The sequence below is a fragment of the Streptomyces sp. VTCC 41912 genome (assembly GCF_045799175.1).
Taxonomy (GTDB): Bacteria; Actinomycetota; Actinomycetes; order Streptomycetales; family Streptomycetaceae; genus Streptomyces; species Streptomyces albulus_C.
In genome coordinates this window covers 512,973-528,083 of record NZ_JBJMAB010000001.1, presented here as the reverse complement: position 1 = coordinate 528,083, position 15,111 = coordinate 512,973, and the positions used below count along the sequence as shown (strand labels likewise).

Below are 15,111 nucleotides of genomic sequence, written 5' to 3'. Positions count from 1 at the left end.
CGGACCCGGCGGCCTTCGACGTGCTGTGGCTCCCGAAGCGCGAGGCAGGGTCCCCGCTCGACGCCCACCTGGCAACGGTGCGACGGACGCCCCACGGCCCGGAGCGCGGGCGGGCCGGCGGTGACGCGTGGCGGTACGCGCCGGAGGAGACCCTCGCAGCCACCCTCAGCGACCCCCACCGCCTGGGTGAGCGGTTCACGCCATGGTCACGCGCGTGCGCGGAGATGGCCGCCCGCGGCCGGGAGTTGCTGACCGAGATCCACCGCACGCGCTCCGGCGGCCCCGCGGGCGAGCAGGTCCGAAGGGCCCCGGTGACGATCGGACAGGACCGGATAGGGGACATCTGCGCCCGGGCCCGTGCCGGCGCCAACGCCGGGCGCTCGACGAAGTCGACGCTGCCCTGCTGCACCGCGCCCTCGTGGTTGGCGGTGCGGGACGAGTTCGGGCTGCGGGGCGTCGCGGCCTACCCGAACTTCGCCATGGGCTCCTGGTGGATGGGCCTCCTCTCCGACGACTACGGAGACTGGCGCCAGGCATACCTGCCCCTGTTGGACTACGCCTTCTACCTCGAGTACAACGTCGACACCGCCCGGCCCGGCCCGGCCGGTGGCAACGACCTGATGCACGAGGTCCTCGCCCTGTGGGACATGCCCGGCCTGCCGGCCGAACTCCAGGCCCGCCGGCTGCACGTCGCCTGCGACATGGCGTTCTTCGACCTCAAACGCCGCCACGAGGCCAGCCTCAGAACACACCCGACCGACGGCCTGACCACCTGGGTCCACACCGATCGGGATGACTGGCGCGACTTCAAGGCCGTTGACAGCGGCATCTTCGCGCACTACCTGTCGTTCGCCCAAGGCCCCGCGGGCCGCGACGACATGATGCTCACCGGGCTCGTCAACGACTGGGTGGACCTCGGCCCTGACCTGCGCCACGAGGAGTGCGGCCAGGGCGTCCTGGCACTCACCCGCGGTTCCCTGGTCCTGACGGACCTGCTGGACTGCTACGAGCGGACCGTGTGGATGATCAACGCCCAACTGACCCCGGACGCCGGGGTCCGACCCGAGCGGTACGCGGGGTGCATGGAGACCCTCGGCACCTGCGTGTGGCAGATGTGCAACCACCGCCAGGACCTGTGGCGCTACTACGCACTCGCCCACGACCTGTGCGACCGGGCCGCCGCACGGGACCTGTACACGGCCGGCCAACTCGCCGAGTGCTACACCCCCGCCCTGGAACCCCGAACCCCCTCGCCGGGAGAACGCGTCTGCGTGCCGCGCCGCGAGCTGGAGTACGCGGTGCGCGTCGGGGGAGAGCTGCACCGCGGCACGCTGATGGTGCACCACGCGGTCCGCGCGGCCGTCGAAGACGGTCTGCTGCCGATGAGCGCCGTGGAGTACGCACTGGTCGTGCCCCTGCTGCTCCGCGACCGACGGATCACCGAGGGCGTCTTCCTGCGACACATGGACGGTGGCTACTGCGACCACTTCGCCTCCGTCATGCACGCGAGCCACGCCAGCGGGTTCTCCCGTGCCTACGGCACCGCCGTGGCCGCACTGGTGATGGAGCAGTGGTGGCACGGCATCTGGTTCGCGATCGGGGCGGGAAGCCTCATCGAGGCCCAGCCGGACCGCATCGCGGCGGACCGCGACTACGGACCGTCCGGGAGCCGCGCCTAGCCGTACGGTGCCGACGCCCCGGCGTCCGCCTCCCCGCCCGGGGGAGGAGCGAACGCCGGGCGCCCTGGGCGGCACGGCTAGTGTCCAGACAGCCACCGCGTCAACCGGGCCCACCACGACGAGCGGGACCTCGGGGCACCCGCGGGCGGCGTCGACGCGTCGGCGCCGCCCACGACCAGCGGCCCGTCGCCCGCGGATTCCCGGAGGTCGTGCGGGCCGTCGGCGCCGTCCCCGGAGGTGTCGGCGGACGCCGGGACGCCCGGGGTGAACTTCACCGGCAGCGCGCGCAGATGGCGGGCGATCCAGTGGGACACCCACGTCAGGTCGCCCTCGGGAACGGCCAGGTCGATGTCGGGCAGCCGCATCAGCAGGACGTCGATCCCCGTGTCGACGATGGCCCGACCGATGTCCTGGCCGGGACATTCGTGCGGTCCGCTGCTGAAGGCGAGGTGGGACCGGTTGCCGTGCATGGGCACCGAGCGATCGGGACGGATGACGGGGTCGCCGTTGCCGGGGGCCAGGCCGAGGAGGAGCATGTCCCCGGCCCGGACGGACTGGCCGCCGAGCTCCGTGTCGCCGCTGGCCCACCGGGCGGGCAGCACCGAGGTCGGCGGCTCGTCCCACAGCATCTGCTCCAGGGCGTCGGGCAGGGTCATGCTGCCCCCTGTGAGCGACGCCCGGAAGCGGGGATCGGTGAGCACCATGCGCAGGGTGTTCGCGGTGAGGTTGGTGGTGTTCTCGTTCGCGGCGAGGGCGACGATGCGCAGGTGCTGGGCGACTTCCTCGTCGGTGAGCCGCGTGGGGTGGCTCATCAGCCACGAGGTGAAGTCGGGGCCGGGGGCGTCCCGCTTGCGGGCGACGAGCTGTTCCAGTGCCGCCATGAGGAACGCGTTGCTCTCGACGGCCGTCTCCGACCCCTTGAGCAGGTCCCGGGTGGCCTCGACCAACCGCGGACCGGCCTCGTCGGGCATGCCGAGGAGCTGCGTCAGCACCAGCATCGGCAGTTGCTCCGCGAACTGGCGCACGAGGTCGGCCCGTCCGTCGGCGACGAACGCGTCGATCAGCTGGTTGGCGGACCGGGTGACGCAGCGGCGGATCCCGCGGCGGTCGAACCGCGCCATGCTCTCGTTGATCGCGAGGCGCAGCCGCTCATGCTCCTTGCCGTCCATGAAGAGGCAGACGGGCTGCCAGGCGAGCGCGGGCATCAAGGGCGAGTCCGCGGGGACCCGGCCCTCCCGGAAGCAGTGCCAGATGCGCGAGTCGTGGGAGAAGCGCGTGGGCGTGCGGAGGACTTCGAGGTTCTCGCGGTACCCGAGGACCAACCAGGCCGGCAGGTCACCGTCCACCAAGACGGGCGCCACCGGGCCGTGTTCGCTCCGCAGCCGCTCGAAGAAGCCGGGCGCATCGTGCGCGACCTCCGGCCCGAAGAGTCGCGCCAGATGGTCGGTGCCGCCCGCTCGGGCATGCGCCGGGCACCCCTGAGGGGGGCCGGACGCCGACGTCGTACCGGGCTGGTGTGAGGGAAAGGCGGTCACCGGGACTCCGAGGCTGTGGTGGTGAGGGCGTACAGATGGCGCACGAGGGTCAGCAGGGCGTCGCGGCTGGAGGAACGCTCCCGGGCGTCGCAGTCGACCATGGGCACGTCGTCGGGCAGGTCCATGGCGGCGCGGAGCTCCGACATGGGGTAGAAGGGGGCGTCCGGGAAGGCGTTGACGGCGACGACGAACGGCAGTCCGCGCTCCTCCAGCCGGCCGAGTACGTCGAAGCTGTCGTCGAGGCGCCGGGTGTCGATCAGCACCACCGCGCCCAGCGCGCCCTCGAAGAGGCCGTTCCACAGGAACCAGAACCGCTGCTGGCCCGGGGTGCCGAAGAGGTACAGCACGAGCTCTTCGCTGAGGCTGATCCGGCCGAAGTCCATCGCCACGGTCGTCTGGGTCTTGCGCTCCACGCCGGCGAGGTCGTCGACGCCCACCCCGGCCTGCGTCATGGTTTCCTCGGTGGTCAGCGGACGGATCTCGCTGACCGATCCGACCAGGGTGGTCTTCCCCACCCCGAAGCCACCGACGATCACGACCTTGACCGCGGTGGAGACCGAGTCCGGCAGGACGTCCTCGCTCCGCGGACCGACGACGGGTTCAGAGATTTTGCAGTCCATGCATCACCGCCTCCAACAGTTCGGCATCGGGCAACGACGCGGCCGGGATCGGTGCCCTGGCTTCGACGTGGCCGTTGTCCAGCAGGTCCGCGAGCAGTACCGTGACCACGCTGATCGGCAGGTGGACGTACGCGGAGATCTCGGCGACCGACAGCGGGTAGTCGCATATGCGGAGGATGGCGGACTGTTCCGGCTGGAGGCTCGACGAGGGCCGGTGCCGGGTCACGATCAGCGTGACCATGTCCAGCGTGTTCGACCGGCCCGGCGCGCTCCGCCCGGACGTGAGGACGTAGAGGCGCTCGGGGCCGCCCTCGTCCCACCGCTTGTGTTCTTCCGGTTTCGAGTCGCTCACGGGACCTACCGGTCGGCCCGCGGCGGGCTGGTGAGGTGCTGACCGATGCGGGCGACCAGGTCCCGCATGCCCTGCCCCATGAGGCCGGCGTCCACGTCGTCGTCGGCCAGCACCGCCAGGTACGCCCCGGCGCCGGCCGCCATGAGGTAGAAGAAGCCGCCGTTGACCTCGATGACGACGAGTTTCATCCGCCCGTCGCCGTAGGGGAATTCGGTGGCGATGGCCGCCGACAGGCTCTGCAGCCCGGCGCAGGCCGCGGCCAGCCGATCCGCGGTCTCCTCGTCCGTGCCGTACTGGGCCATGCACAAACCGTCCGAGGACAGCACCACGACATCACGGGTGTGCGGAACACTGGACGCCAGGCCCTCGAGCATCCAATTCATATTGAGTCGCTGCTGTGTCGCCACTTACTTACTCATCCTTACCTAATGACTCAGTAACGCTCGGACTCTTCATCGCTCGGGCCGTCGGGACGGCGCGCGGGGGAGTCGACCCGGGGCTCCCCGGAGATGCCCTCCTGGAAGGCGGCCAGCCACAACCCCGCCTGCGGGGGCGGAGCGGCCGACGCCGGGGTGCCGCATCCCGTGGCGGAGGTCGCGGGCTTCTGACGCAGGGGCGGGATCACGGTGCGCGTGCGGCGCCTGCGTTGCGGGAGCCCGTTGGCGCTGCGTGCGGCGGAGACGGGCGCGGCCGCCTCGTCGGCCCCCTGGGCGTGGCGCGCCGGACCGCCGTGGTGCCGGGGCGGCGGAAGGACGGCGGCCTTGGCGATGGCCCCGCCGGGCACGGGGGTCGCGGTGATCAGCTCCGGCGGGACGATCAGGACGACGCGCACCCCGCCGTACGCCGAACTCCGGAAGGAGACCTTGAAGTTGTACGTGCGGGCGAGCCGACCGACCACGGCCATGCCGAGACGCGGAGACTCGCCCAGGTCGTCCAGGTCGAGCCCCGTGGGGGAGTCCTGCGCCAAGGCTTGCTCCGCGCGCATGCGGGCCTCCTCGGTCAGGCCGATCCCGGCGTCCTCCATCTCGATGGCCACGCCGTTCTGGATCTCGGTCGCGGTCAGGTGGACGCGGGTCTGCGGTGGCGAGTAGCGGGTGGCGTTGTCCAGCAGTTCGGACAGGGCGTGGATCAGCGGCTCGACGCCCCGTCCGAGGATGCCGACCTCGGCCACGGAGTGCAGATCGACGCGTTGGTAGTCGAGGATGCGGGACATCGCACCGCGCAGCACGTTGAACAGCGGGATGGTCTGCTGCCACTGCCGACCGGGGCGCGCCCCACCGAGCACCGCGATGCTGTCCGCGAGCCGGCCGACGAGCGCGGTGCGGTGATCGAGGCGCAGCAGGTCCCCGAAGACATCCGGTTCGTGCCCGTGCTTGTCCTCCATCTCCCGGAGTTCTTGGGCCTGTTGGTGGACGATGGCCTGGACGCGCCGGGCGATGTTGACGAAGGCGCGCTGGGCGGAGTCCCGCAGGTCCTCCTCGGCCTCGACGGCCTGTAGGACGTAGCGCAGCACCGCCCGGTACGCGGCCTCGAACTCCGGGCTGACGCGGGAGACGTGGACGACCCTCTGGAGCACTTCCTCGGCCCGGGCGCCCTGTTGGAGCTGTCCCATCGCCGTGGGCAGGGTCTCCTTGGCCATCCGTACGGTTTCGGCCTCCTGTTGGGACAGGTGCCCGCGGAGGACGGCCTCCCGCTCGGCGCACTCCTGACGCAGCCTTTCGAGCGCGCGCCCTCGGCGGGCGGTCTCACCGGTCGCGAGGGCCACCGCCACCGTGGCGACGACGCCGATGGAGACGACCGGCGCACGGGCCATCGGCGGTGTCAGTGACACGGCCACGGCCGTGCACACGGCCAGGAGTACGGACGGGAGCAGCCATATGGGGGTGGGTGCCGCCCCCGGCCGCCCGGGGGGCGAATCAGCTTGAACCATCGGCGTCCTCAGAGCGCTAAAAGGGGTGGACAGGGCGACGTGCAGGGTGGAGAGGGGCACCGCGAGGAAGGCCGCCGGCAAGGTCGACCACGAGGGGATCGCGCTCGCCAATTGCTTGGCCGCGGCGCATGACCAAGGCGGCGTTCCGCACGCATGGGGCCGGGTCCCAGGACGCCCGAGCTTGTGTGCGATTGGCGGTACCACGACAGTTGGTCGCGACGGATCGTAATCGCCGCAACTCGCTGCGCGACAGCGAGCATAGCGGGGGCGGGATGATTATGTGGCTTGAGTGCGCATAACACATAAATGTACTCGTGTGCGAAATACAGAAGGAGTGTTCGGGTTCGGTGCCGGGCGACATCGGGGCTCGGGCGGGCCGCGGCCGCGTCGGGAGACGACGCTGTGGCGGGGAGTGGTGACGGTGGCCTTCTTCGGTCTGCCGGCTGGCAGTTGGGGGCTCAGGGGCAGCGCATGAGGTGGGCGCATGAGGTGCCCGCTCCAGAAGGACCGGGCGAGGGGCTGCGCACTCTTCCCGGATCTCGGCGGGTTCTGCAAGGAATTCGTGGATCGAGGGCGCGGCGGCTCCGGCGGCGTTCCGGGAATTCGACACCGTGCCGCAGTCGGAATTCCCGTGAATCACCGTGCCAGGAATGGCCTGTTGTGGACCGCGCTCGTGCCTGATTGTCGAACGCGGAGGGAATCTCGGAATCTCCGCACATGCCTCTTCGGTGAGCAGGGGCGGACGATTCTCCGTGCCGTACCTGCCGCCGGACGTGCGTGGCGCGCGGACCTCGCCCTCAGTCCCAGGCGGCCCACGCCGCCACCGTGAACCGGTCGCCGACGCGCCGCACTTCGGCCGCCCCCGGGCCGGGGAAGTGCGTGGGGAACACCAGGGCGCCCCGGTCCGCTGCCTCCGCCAGTACCCGGCGGCGGCTGTCGCGTGCGCGGGGCTCGTCCTCGTCGAAGCGGGGGCAGTCGTCCGGTTCCGCGATCTGCAACGGGCTGTGCACCAGGTCCCCGGCGAACACCGCCCGTTCCGTGCCCGACCGCAACCACACGACGCAGGAGCCCGGCGTGTGGCCGGGGGCGGGCTCGATGCGGAGGTGGGCGTCGACGACGTGCTGGTCGCCCTCCCACAGGGTGGTCTGCCCTGCCTGGTGCACGGGGGCGACGCTGTCCTCGAAGACGTTGGCCATCTGGCGGCCGGAGCGGGTCCGGTGGCCGGCTGCCGGGTCCCAGTAGTCGAAGTCGGCGCGCGGGATGACGTAGCGGGCGCGGGGGAAGGTCGGTTGCCAGGCGCCGTCCTCGGTCCGGCGGGTGTTCCAACCGACGTGGTCGCTGTGGACGTGGGTGCAGATCACCGTGTCCACGTCGGTCAACCGGACTCCGGCGGCGGCCAGTTGTGCGAGGTAGTCGGTGTGCAGATGGTGGAAGTTCGGCATGGCCGGGCGTTCCCGGTCGTTGCCGACGCCGGTGTCGATCAGGATCGTCCGGCCCTCGCTGCGGACGAGCCAGGTCTGGATCGTCAGGGCGACCTCGTCGGCGGCCGGGTCCAGGAAGGCGGGGACGAGCCACTTCTCGTGCGCCCGCCAGTGCTCGACGGGCACGTCGGGGAAGACGTAGTCGCGGGGGCGGCCCCTCGCCGGCAACTCCACGACGCGGGTGATCTCGACGTTGCCGAGCACCATGGTGTCCATGTCTCCAGCCTGCGTCCCGGACGAGGCGGGCGCTATCGCTCACCGGACCGCACCGCGGGGCCCTCCGGGCGCTCGGATGCGGGAGCCGGGTGCCCGCCCGGGCGGGGCGGGCGCGCCAGCGTCGTCGGGGCGCGGGATCCGGTGGCCGTGGGCGCCAGGTGGCACGTAGGCGCTGCTCTTCGTGGTGCGACGATCCGGCTGACTTTCCGCTCAGGATTTCTCGGCCCGGGCGGAGGGGGGTGCGGGCGCCGATTAAGCTGGGTGATCGTGAGCGACCGTAGAACAGCGATCATGGAGGCGGCCGCGCGGGTCATCGCCCGGCGCGGGGTCCGCGGACTGCGGGTCGAGGAGCTGGCCGCCGAGGCCGGGGTGTCCACCGCGCTGATCTACTACCACTTCAAGGACCGGGCCGGCATCCTGCGGCGGACCCTGGAGTTCATCAACGACCGGGCCGCCGCCTACACCACCGAGCGCGACCCGGACGCCGCTCCCCTCGACCCCCGGCAGGAGCTCGAACAGGCGCTGCTGCTGGAGTTGCAGGACGACGAGGCGGTCCGCGAGAACAGCATCGCCTGGGGCGAACTGCGCGCCAGCGCCATCTTCGAACCCCACCTGCGCGAGGACCTGGCCAAGGCCACGCTGATCTGGGTCCAAGAGGTCGCCGACCTGCTCGGCCGGGTGCGCCCCATGGCGACCGCCGCGGGCCTCGCCGTCGCCGCCGAACGCCTGACGGCCGTGGTGGAAGGGCTCAGCATGCGGTGGCTCAGCGGCATCCTGCCGCTGGGGCACGCCCGCGAGCTGGTGATGGACGCCATCGACGCCGAGTTGGAGCGACTGGGACGCCGGTAGGTCCAGGCGCCGTGCGGTCGCGGAGAGGGCCGGACGTGAGCGCCTGCCGTGTTGGCTGAAAAGTCAGTCAATGGGGTCCAGTGGACTGCGGACGTCGCGGCGGCGGTCAGGGGAGGACCGCGACGCCCGCGTACGGGGGGCGTGCTCGTCGCCTCCCGGTGCCGCGCACGACCCTCGGTGCACCCGCGCCCCTCCCGGGAACACCGGCAGCGGGGGCCGAACGCCCGTGGACCGCCCGGTGCGTGTCCTAGCATCCCGGCATGCGCCACAAGTCTGCTGCCGCAGTCGCCCTGCTCGCCGCTCTGGCCGCCGTGTCGGGCTGCGCCAGCGGGGACGTACCGGCCCGGAACACCCTGATCCCCGCGCCGACGGCGTCCTCGCCGTCCGCGTCCGCCACCGGTTCGGCACCCGGCTGGTCCGCGCAGCGGATGCGCGGCGCCAAGCCCTTCCGCCACCCGCCGGGGGTCTCGCACACCCCGCCGCCGACCACGTCCAACGCCCGGGTGGGCGCCCTGTTCAGCCACGGCGGCACCGGCGACCACTTCTGCACCGGGAGCGTCGTCGACAGCCCCGGCAAGTCCGTGGTGATCACCGCGGCGCACTGCATCCACACCGGCGCGGGCGGCGGCTACCAGACGGACCTGGCGTTCGTCCCGGGCTACCGCGACGGCCAGGCACCCAACGGCACCTGGCCGATCGAGAAGCTGGTGGTGGACGACCACTGGGCGCGGTCCTCCGACCCCGGCTACGACGTGGGGTTCGTCATCGTGGGCAAGGTCGGCGGCAAGCGGATCGCCGACGTGCTCGGCGCCAACCGCTTCGGGTACGACGCCGGCTACGACAACACCGTGCGGATCACCGGCTACCCGGCGAGCGGCCAGGACCCCATCTCCTGCGGCAACAAGACCACGAAGTTCCAAGCGGACCAGATGAAGGTGGACTGCACCGGCTACAGCGGCGGGACCAGCGGCAGCCCGTGGCTGACCCACTTCGACCGCGCCACCCGCACCGGCGAGGTCATCGGCGTCATCGGCGGCTACCAGGCCGGCGGCGACACCGACGACGTCTCCTACAGCCCCTACTTCAACGACGCCATCAAGTCCCTCTACGACAAGGCCGTCAGCGAGGAGGGCTAGGCGTGTCCGACGGGTCAGGGCCGGGCCGCGCGCCCGGTCCGTGCGCCCCGGCCTCAGCCGTGGCCGAGCACGTTCACCACGCGGCCGTTCGGGTCGCGCACGAAGAAGCGGCGGACGCCCCACTCCTCGTCGGTGAGCGGATGGACGATCTCCGCGCCCTGCGCGCGCATCGTGGCGTAGGCGGCGTCCACGTCCCCGACCTCGATGCTCATGTCCGGTGCCACGGGGGCCGTCTTGTCGTCGGTCATGAAGCTCACCTGGACGGCGGGGTTGTCGGCGGAGGCCAACGTCATGATCCAGCCGTGGTTCATCACCTCCTCGAACCCCAGCAGGCCGTAGAACCGCGCGCTCTCCTCCAGGGTTTCCGACTGCACGTTGGGGACGATCCGGCGCACGTACATCTCACGGCACCTCCGTGATGCGGGACGAAAGGGCGCCAGCAGCGTAGCGAAGGCGGGGCCGGAACAGGGGGTCTTTCGGCTGTCCGTCGGGTGCCTGTCCGCGACCCGTCACCGGCCCGTGCCGCCGCCGCTGCGCGGTCGGTTACTGTGCGCGGATGTCACACGCACGTACGCACTGCGGCTACCGGACCGGCGGTCTGTGGCGCGCGGCCGGCCTCTCGTTCGGCTTGTTGGTGGTCGGTTCGGGACTGGCCCTGTTCGCCATGGTGGAGTTCGACGAGCGGTGCATGCAGGGGCTGACGAAGGGCCCCGGCCGCTTTCTGCGGACCCGCGACCAGGCGTTCCCGCCCGCCACCGTCTGCGAGTTCGACCAGGGAGAGGTGGCGTCCTTCGGCGGCCGGGCGGTGCCCGGCACGCTGCTGTGGGCGGCCCTGGCGGTCATGGTCGGCTGCCTGCTCGTGGCGCTCCTCGCGGAGTGCCTGGACCCGCGCCCCGGCAGTCGCCTGGTCGTCCCGATGTCCAGGGGGCAGAAGGTCGCCCGCACCGGTACGGCGTTCTTCGTGACCGGATCGGTGTTCCTGCTGTGCTACGCGCCGGCTGCCTGGCGGCTCTTCACCGGTCCCTCGTCGGCCTGTTCGGCGGGCGCGGGCTGGAGCAGCCATCCGCCCAGGACCCTGGAGTACAGCTTCCTCCCGCCGCAGGCGTCCTGCCGGTACGGCAGCGGCCTGGTCCGGCCGATGAACCCCGAGTGGATGGCGTCGCTGGCGACCGAGTTGGCCGTCCCCGCCGCACTGGCCGGCGTCGGCTTCGTCCTCGCCTGGCGACGCTGGCGGGCCGAACGGCGCGCGGCCCGCGGGTCGTCGACCGGCGGCGGTGGGCACCTCGACGTGCGCTCAGTGGCCGAAGACGGTGCTGGCCAGGACCACGTTGACCACGGTGCCGCCGAGGATGCTCAGCAGCGCGTTGCGGCGCCACAGGTGCAGTCCGACGGTGACGGCCAGGGCCGCGAGGGGGGCCACGGCCTCGGGCCGGGACAGCGGTAGGTCGCGCAGGCAGTAGACGCACAGGATCACCATGACGCCGGCCGGCATGCGGGCGCCGAGGTACCGGACCACGGCGCTGGCGCGCAGCGGCGCCAGGACGGTGAACGGGAGGGCGCGCAGGGCCCAGGTGACGGCGGCCGAGACCGCGACGGCCAGGAGCAGGTACCGGGTGTCAGGCATGGGAGGACCTTGAGCGGGTGACGAAGTGGCGGACGAGGAGGGCGCCGGTGAACAGGGCGAAGGCGCCCAGCATCAGCTGCCCGGGAACTATCAGGCGGGCGATCAGCGCGCTGAGCAGCGCCAGCAGGGGCGTGGGCAGGTCGCCGCGCCGTTCCCGGACGGCGTCCAGGGCCAGCACGGTGAACAGCGCGGTCAGCGCGAAGTCCAGGCCGGTGACCGTGTCGGGCACCACGGAGCCCAGCAGGGCACCGGCGGTGGCGCCGCCGACCCAGTACGCCTGCATGAGCACCTGGAGCCACAGCAGTCGCGCGCCGCTCCAGGACCGGGCCTGCGGTCCGGTCGCCAGCGCGTAGGACTCGTCGTTGAGCGCGAAGGTGCTGTAGGCCCGGGCGGGGCGCCCGGACACCTTGTCCAGCGGGAAGGACAGCGCGTAGAACACGTGCCGGACGTTGACCAGGAAGGCGGTCAGCGCGATGGTCGCCAGCGGTACGGCCGCCAGGACCAGGCCGACGAGGATGAACTCGAACGAGCCGGCGTAGATGACCGCGGTGGACAGGCTCGCGCACCACCAGGGCAGGCCGGCGTGGGTGATGAGCACCCCGAGGGCGAGGCCGAGCGGCAGCAGGCCCAGGCCCACGGACGTCGAGTCCTTCAGGGCCGCCAGCGCCTCGGACCGCCGCCGGGGCGGGGGAACGGGGGCAGGACGAGGAGGGCCGCTGACGGCGACCGGAGAGCCAGGCATGCTGAAATTTTACGTGGACATCCGCCACATATGGTTGCTAACCATTCCCGTATCATGTGCCTGTGAGCAATGAAATGCACCTCGATGCCATTGATCGAGAAATTTTGTTTCATCTGCGCCAGGACGGGCGGCTGACCAACGTGGAACTGGCGAAGCGGGTCGGCCTGACCCCGCCGCCGTGCCTGCGCCGCCTCAAGCGGTTGGAGGAGGCCGGCGTCATCACCGGCTACCGCGCCGTCATCGACCCGGAAGCCGTCGGCCGCGGCCTGGAGGTGATGGTCGACGTCGAGGTCCACGCCAACGACCTCAGGACCATCGAGACGCTGGAGGAGACACTGGCCGGCTACGAGGAGGTCGTGGAGCTGCGCCGGATGTTCGGCCGCCCCGACTACTTCCTGCGCGTCGCCGTCGCCGACCACGCCGCCTACAACGCGTTCCTGACGAGCAAGCTCACCGGCCTCCCCGGCATCCTGCGCGTCGAGTCCCACCTGACGATGAAGAAGGTCAAGACCGGCGACTGACCATCGCCCGACACCCGGCGCGGCAGCCGGCGGGGACCTTACGATCGGGGCGTGACGATCGAGTACGAGTGGCGCGGCGACTTCGACGACGACGCGCTCGACACGCTGCACGCGGACGGCTTCGGCCACCCGGCCACCGCAACGGACTGGCGCGCCCGCCTGCACCGGTACAGCCTCGGCTGGGTCTGCGCCCGGGAGGACGGCGCGCTGATCGGCTTCGTCAACGTCGCCTGGGACGGCGGCCGCCACGCCTTCGTCCTGGACACGGTGGTCGCACCGCACCGCCGGTCGCACGGCGTGGGCGCCGCCCTCATCGCCACCGCGGCCGACCGGGCCCGCGCCGCGCACTGCGCCTGGCTCCACGTCGACTTCGAGGAGCACCTGCGCCCGTTCTACTTCGCCGCCTGCGGCTTCGAGCCGACGACGGCCGGCCTGATCGCCCTCTGACCCCGCATGCCGTGCCGTCCCGGCGCCCGATCCCAACTCCTGTGTGGACGGCGCACGTTCACCGCCCCCGTCCCTCGGCCCCCGATCGCCGGGCAGAGGGCAGAGGGCAGAAGGCGTCCAGGCGACGGTGCACCCCCCGGACCGGGACGCCCGCGCCGAGATCGCCCGGATCGTGGGCACCCCGTGGCAGGGCAGGGGCACCGCCGACGACGCCTGACGCACGGCCCGTTCGCCGGCATGCCAGGCAACGGGGCGGCCCGCCCCACCGGCCGTCTCAGCGGTGCTGGACCGGCGGGCACTCACCGGTGTCCTCGCCGATCGAGTTGATCTCGGCGTTGGACCGCGGGTCGCCCGCGTAGTCGATCTGGTTCGTGCAGCTCTGCCCGGGCTTCTTGGGCGTGCCGGTCGTCGCGCTGCCCTTCGTGGGCGCCGGGCAGTGGCCGGTCCGCTCGCCGATCGAGTTGATCTCGGCGTTGGAGCGCGGGTCGCCCGCGTAGTCGACCTGGTTCGTGCACCGCACGCCCGCCTTCGTCGGAGCACTCGACGCCGTGCTCTTGGCCCCGCCCTGGGAGGACTTGGCCGTGGACGCGCCGGACTGCGGGGCGCTCGCGTCCCCCGCCGCGCCGGACGACCCCGAGGCGGCGGACGAGGCGGTGGACGAGGCGGCGGACGACGAGACGGACGAGGCCGGTGTGCTGGTCCCGCCCCCCTGGCAGGCGGTCAGCCCGAAGGCGGCGATGGTGATCACCGCGGCAGCGGCGACCTTGCGGACGTGGCTCAGTGCGGCCCGGTGCGACATGGTCTTTCGTCCCGTTCTCTGAAGAGTGTGCGAGGCGGAGTTGCCTTCCCGAGAAAGAGACTGCCGGGCCCCGCTGACACTCCGACGCCGTCCCGCTAACGGCTCGCTAACGTCCCCGGGCCGCCGGCGGACGGCCCGTCACGGCCGCACCACCGCCTTGAGGGAGTCGGGCGTGCGGTCGGCGTCGAGGGCGTCCGCGGTGTGGTCGAGGTCGAACCGGGCGGTGACGAGGGCGGCCGGGTCGACCTGTCCGGACGCGGCGAGGTGGGTGGCGAGCGGCCAGGTGTCCGTGTAGCGGAAGACGCCGGTCACCGTGAGCTCGCGGCGCTGGATGACCGGGAGGGGCATCGGGACCTCGTCCGCGCCCATGCCCACGAGCACGACGGTGCCCGCGCCGCGGACTGCCGCGATGCCCGACCGGACGGCCGGCGGCGCGCCGGAGCAGTCGATGAAGGCGTCCACGTCCAGCCCGGCGACGGCATCGGTCGCCGGGTCGAGTGCGGCCGTCGCGCCGTACCGGGCCGCCCTCGCGCGCCGCTCGGGCATCGGGTCGGAGACGAGCACCTCGGCGGCGCCGAACGCCTGCGCGGTCCGGGCGGTCAGCATGCCGACCGGTCCCGCGCCGGCGATCAACACCCGCGATCCCGGGCCCACTTCGGCCTTGCGGTTGGCGCTGACGGCGACCGAGAGCGGTTCGAGCAGGGCGGCGGCGTCGTCCGGGACGGAGTCCGGCACCGGATGCGCGAACGGTGCCTGGATCGTGACGTACTCCTGGAAGGCGCCGTCGACCGGTGGAGTGGCGTAGAACTCCATGGCGGGGCAGAGGTTGTAGCGGCCGGCCGTGCACTGTCGGCAGACCCGGCAGGGGCGTTGGGGCTCGATCGCGACGCGTTCGCCGATCCGGGCGTCGGGCACGCGGGCGCCGACCGCGACGATGCGGCCGGACGCCTCGTGCCCGAGCACCAGTGGGGCGTCGACGACGAAGTCACCGATCCGGCCCTCCCGGTAGTAGTGCACGTCGGAGCCGCACACTCCGACGGACGCCACGTCGATCAGGACGTCGTCCTCGGCGGGGACCGGCACCGGCCGTTCCTCGATGCGGATCTCGCCCTTGGCGACCAGGACCGACGCGCGCATCGTGCGCGGCACGCCCGCGCCGCCCGTGGTGGTGCTCATGGAA

16 protein-coding genes are annotated in these 15,111 nt (G+C 72.1%); 5 read left to right on the top strand and 11 right to left on the bottom strand.

Translation table 11 applies throughout. The annotated features are described in order from the left end of the window. Window positions 1-77 precede the first annotated feature (77 nt). Complete coding sequence (locus ACJ6WD_RS02415) at window positions 78-1,679, top strand: hypothetical protein (protein WP_407615042.1); 1,602 nt, start codon at window positions 78-80, stop codon at window positions 1,677-1,679. Window positions 1,680-1,756: 77 nt separating this feature from the next. On the opposite strand, the gene ACJ6WD_RS02410 is transcribed toward ACJ6WD_RS02415, so the two are convergent. The 6 genes from ACJ6WD_RS02410 to ACJ6WD_RS02385 form a co-directional block, all read right to left on the bottom strand. Continuing rightward, a complete protein-coding gene (locus tag ACJ6WD_RS02410; protein ID WP_331249696.1) occupies window positions 1,757-3,214 on the bottom strand; it encodes a cytochrome P450 in 1,458 nt (485 codons plus the stop codon). Then, window positions 3,211-3,834, bottom strand: coding sequence for an ATP/GTP-binding protein (locus ACJ6WD_RS02405; RefSeq protein WP_233656356.1), 624 nt, complete (start codon window positions 3,832-3,834; stop codon window positions 3,211-3,213). Before ACJ6WD_RS02405 ends, ACJ6WD_RS02410 begins: the two co-directional genes overlap by 4 nt. After that, window positions 3,815-4,186, bottom strand: a complete 372-nt coding sequence (locus ACJ6WD_RS02400; protein WP_016573506.1) for a DUF742 domain-containing protein — start codon at window positions 4,184-4,186, stop codon at window positions 3,815-3,817. Before ACJ6WD_RS02400 ends, ACJ6WD_RS02405 begins: the two co-directional genes overlap by 20 nt. A gap of 5 nt (window positions 4,187-4,191) precedes the next feature. Further along, entirely contained in the window at window positions 4,192-4,569 is a 378-nt protein-coding gene (locus ACJ6WD_RS02395; protein ID WP_037633891.1) for a roadblock/LC7 domain-containing protein, read from the bottom strand. A gap of 50 nt (window positions 4,570-4,619) precedes the next feature. After that, a complete protein-coding gene (locus tag ACJ6WD_RS02390; RefSeq protein ID WP_374206753.1) occupies window positions 4,620-6,116 on the bottom strand; it encodes an ATP-binding protein in 1,497 nt (498 codons plus the stop codon). 797 nt (window positions 6,117-6,913) lie between these two features. Further along, a complete protein-coding gene (locus ACJ6WD_RS02385) occupies window positions 6,914-7,813 on the bottom strand; it encodes an MBL fold metallo-hydrolase (protein WP_407615041.1) in 900 nt (299 codons plus the stop codon). 291 nt (window positions 7,814-8,104) lie between these two features. Between ACJ6WD_RS02385 and ACJ6WD_RS02380 the strand changes: the two genes are divergently transcribed. Beyond that, window positions 8,105-8,662 (top strand): TetR/AcrR family transcriptional regulator, encoded by a 558-nt coding sequence (locus ACJ6WD_RS02380; RefSeq protein ID WP_407615109.1) that lies wholly within the window; start codon window positions 8,105-8,107, stop codon window positions 8,660-8,662. Window positions 8,663-8,922: 260 nt separating this feature from the next. Continuing rightward, window positions 8,923-9,798: a serine protease gene (locus tag ACJ6WD_RS02375; protein ID WP_233656359.1), complete on the top strand. Its 876-nt coding sequence runs from the start codon at window positions 8,923-8,925 to the stop codon at window positions 9,796-9,798. 53 nt (window positions 9,799-9,851) lie between these two features. On the opposite strand, the gene ACJ6WD_RS02370 is transcribed toward ACJ6WD_RS02375, so the two are convergent. From ACJ6WD_RS02370 to ACJ6WD_RS02360, 3 genes are all read right to left on the bottom strand, one after another. Further along, entirely contained in the window at window positions 9,852-10,199 is a 348-nt protein-coding gene (locus ACJ6WD_RS02370; protein WP_233656360.1) for a VOC family protein, read from the bottom strand. Window positions 10,200-11,092: 893 nt separating this feature from the next. Next, entirely contained in the window at window positions 11,093-11,422 is a 330-nt protein-coding gene (locus ACJ6WD_RS02365) for a branched-chain amino acid transporter permease (RefSeq protein WP_016573497.1), read from the bottom strand. Beyond that, complete coding sequence (locus ACJ6WD_RS02360) at window positions 11,415-12,059, bottom strand: AzlC family ABC transporter permease (protein ID WP_038523164.1); 645 nt, start codon at window positions 12,057-12,059, stop codon at window positions 11,415-11,417. Before ACJ6WD_RS02360 ends, ACJ6WD_RS02365 begins: the two co-directional genes overlap by 8 nt. A gap of 209 nt (window positions 12,060-12,268) precedes the next feature. Here ACJ6WD_RS02360 and ACJ6WD_RS02355 point away from each other — a divergent pair, with 209 nt between their 5' ends. Further along, on the top strand, window positions 12,269-12,685 hold the full coding sequence (locus ACJ6WD_RS02355) for an Lrp/AsnC family transcriptional regulator (RefSeq protein ID WP_233656746.1): 417 nt from the start codon (window positions 12,269-12,271) through the stop codon (window positions 12,683-12,685). Window positions 12,686-12,736: 51 nt separating this feature from the next. After that, on the top strand, window positions 12,737-13,132 hold the full coding sequence (locus ACJ6WD_RS02350; RefSeq protein WP_376553971.1) for a GNAT family N-acetyltransferase: 396 nt from the start codon (window positions 12,737-12,739) through the stop codon (window positions 13,130-13,132). Between the two features lie 274 nt (window positions 13,133-13,406). On the opposite strand, the gene ACJ6WD_RS02345 is transcribed toward ACJ6WD_RS02350, so the two are convergent. Together ACJ6WD_RS02345 and ACJ6WD_RS02340 are read right to left on the bottom strand one after the other, a co-directional pair. Further along, complete coding sequence (locus tag ACJ6WD_RS02345) at window positions 13,407-13,931, bottom strand: hypothetical protein (RefSeq protein ID WP_407615040.1); 525 nt, start codon at window positions 13,929-13,931, stop codon at window positions 13,407-13,409. 138 nt (window positions 13,932-14,069) lie between these two features. Continuing rightward, complete coding sequence (locus ACJ6WD_RS02340; protein ID WP_407615039.1) at window positions 14,070-15,107, bottom strand: NAD(P)-dependent alcohol dehydrogenase; 1,038 nt, start codon at window positions 15,105-15,107, stop codon at window positions 14,070-14,072. Window positions 15,108-15,111 lie beyond the last annotated feature (4 nt).

What these genes read in the sequence shown, in the direction of transcription:
- ACJ6WD_RS02365 (WP_016573497.1), bottom strand. Translation starts at nt 11,422, where the DNA reads ATGCCTGACACCCGGTACCTGCTCCTGGCCGTCGCGGTCTCGGCCGCC.
- ACJ6WD_RS02405 (WP_233656356.1), bottom strand. Translation starts at nt 3,834, where the DNA reads ATGGACTGCAAAATCTCTGAACCCGTCGTCGGTCCGCGGAGCGAGGAC.
- ACJ6WD_RS02375 (WP_233656359.1), top strand. Translation starts at nt 8,923, where the DNA reads ATGCGCCACAAGTCTGCTGCCGCAGTCGCCCTGCTCGCCGCTCTGGCC.
- ACJ6WD_RS02385 (WP_407615041.1), bottom strand. Translation starts at nt 7,813, where the DNA reads ATGGACACCATGGTGCTCGGCAACGTCGAGATCACCCGCGTCGTGGAG.
- ACJ6WD_RS02340 (WP_407615039.1), bottom strand. Translation starts at nt 15,107, where the DNA reads ATGAGCACCACCACGGGCGGCGCGGGCGTGCCGCGCACGATGCGCGCG.
- ACJ6WD_RS02370 (WP_233656360.1), bottom strand. Translation starts at nt 10,199, where the DNA reads ATGTACGTGCGCCGGATCGTCCCCAACGTGCAGTCGGAAACCCTGGAG.
- ACJ6WD_RS02390 (WP_374206753.1), bottom strand. Translation starts at nt 6,116, where the DNA reads ATGGTTCAAGCTGATTCGCCCCCCGGGCGGCCGGGGGCGGCACCCACC.
- ACJ6WD_RS02345 (WP_407615040.1), bottom strand. Translation starts at nt 13,931, where the DNA reads ATGTCGCACCGGGCCGCACTGAGCCACGTCCGCAAGGTCGCCGCTGCC.
- ACJ6WD_RS02395 (WP_037633891.1), bottom strand. Translation starts at nt 4,569, where the DNA reads ATGAATTGGATGCTCGAGGGCCTGGCGTCCAGTGTTCCGCACACCCGT.
- ACJ6WD_RS02380 (WP_407615109.1), top strand. Translation starts at nt 8,105, where the DNA reads ATGGAGGCGGCCGCGCGGGTCATCGCCCGGCGCGGGGTCCGCGGACTG.